Genomic DNA, 1426 nt, shown 5'->3' on the forward strand with positions numbered 1-1426 from the left:
CGCCTCGGCGAGCAGCCCGCCCCCCGGGCGCCGGCGAGCGGCACCCTGACGGTGCTGCTGAGCGGGCGCGAGGGCGCGCTGCCCACGGCCGCCCTCACCTACGCGGAGGGCCGGCTGCTGCGGCACGCCGCTGCCGCCCGGACGGCCCAGTAACGCCGCGCAACGCGGTACCCGCGGAGCGGATCCTGAGTAACCTCGGATCCATGAGGGACCACCGCCACGGCGAGCATGCCCCGTACTCCGAGGTCTGGACCGGTCGCGCGACCAACCGCTTCCAGTGGTTCCTGGCGCTGATCGGCGTCGCCTGTCTGGCGCTCGGCATCACGCTGGCCGTCGACTCCCAGTGGACGTCCGGCATCGCGCCGCTGGCCATGGCCGTCGTCGGCTGCATCGCCGCCGGGCTGCTGGTCCTGTTCGGCACCCTCGCCTTCGTGCACGTCGCACTGCGGGTCGACGAGGAGCACCTGGAGGTGCGCTGCGGTCACATCGGCGTACCCCGCCGCCGCATCCCGCTCTCACACGTCGCGGGAGCGGACTTCGCCCCGCACGTCACCCCGCGGCACTGGGGCGGCTGGGGATACCGCTGGCGCCCCGAGAAGGGCACGGCGGTCGTCGTGCGCCGCGGCGAGGGCATCATCCTGCGCCTGTGGGACGGCCACACCTTCACGGTGACGGTGGACGACGCGGAAGCAGCGGTGACGGTCATCCGGGACCGCCTCCGCCCCCACAAACCAGGCGCGACCCGCTGACCCCGCGCCTACGGCCCCTGCATGCCGCGCTCTGCGCGGTCGCCCGCACGCCCCGCTCCCGCGGACAGTGCCTCCGCAATCCGCGGGCAATGGTGCCTCCCCCAGTGCCTTGAAGGCCTGGGAGGTGCCCCAGGGCGATGGGGGTGCCTCCGTCCGAGCGCAGCCGAGGGTGGGGGAGGCACCCCGCAGGCGCCGGGCCGCGCGAACACCTCCCGCGAGCACCAACCACCCGCGCCCCCCGGCGCACCGCCCCCCGTGCGAACGCGCCCCGCGAGCACCAACCGCCGTCACGTACCCCCCGCGCGGCGCGACGCCTCCTCCGCGAACGGCCGTGACGTAGCCAGCCCCGCCAGCACCCCGCCCCCCATGGACACCGCGGTGAAGCTCAGCGCGTTGCCCACCGAGGCGACGGCAGCGAGCACGGTCAGGGAAACCCCCGCACTGAGCACCACCGGCGTCCCCCGAGGACTGCGCCACAACGCGTACACCAGCCAGCCGAAGGCCACCCCCAACAGCACCACTCCCACGACCCCCTGCTCCGCCGCCAACTGCAACGACGCGGAATGCGGCTTGCCGTCCGCCGACGGCGACCGGCCCGACGCCGCGCTCAGCTCCCCGAAACGCCCCGGCCCCACGCCCAGCCACGCATGCTCCCGGACCATGACGAGCGCGTCCCG

The 1426-nt window shown here is 75.0% G+C and carries 1 protein-coding gene and 2 pseudogenes; 2 read left to right on the forward strand and 1 reads right to left on the reverse strand.

Annotated features, from left to right (window positions below):
* Window positions 1–153: pseudogene (locus tag B7767_RS48605) on the forward strand (glutamate racemase); the annotation flags it as partial.
* 50 nt (window positions 154–203) lie between these two features.
* Window positions 204–749 (forward strand): hypothetical protein, encoded by a 546-nt coding sequence (locus B7767_RS34475; RefSeq protein ID WP_085575536.1) that lies wholly within the window; start codon window positions 204–206, stop codon window positions 747–749.
* A 287-nt stretch (window positions 750–1036) separates the two neighbouring features.
* On the opposite strand, the pseudogene B7767_RS34480 reads toward B7767_RS34475, so the two are convergent.
* Window positions 1037–1426, reverse strand: a pseudogene (locus B7767_RS34480) (O-antigen ligase family protein); the annotation flags it as partial.

The sequence above is a fragment of the Streptomyces sp. 13-12-16 genome (genome assembly GCF_002114215.1).
Taxonomy (GTDB): domain Bacteria; phylum Actinomycetota; class Actinomycetes; order Streptomycetales; family Streptomycetaceae; genus Streptomyces.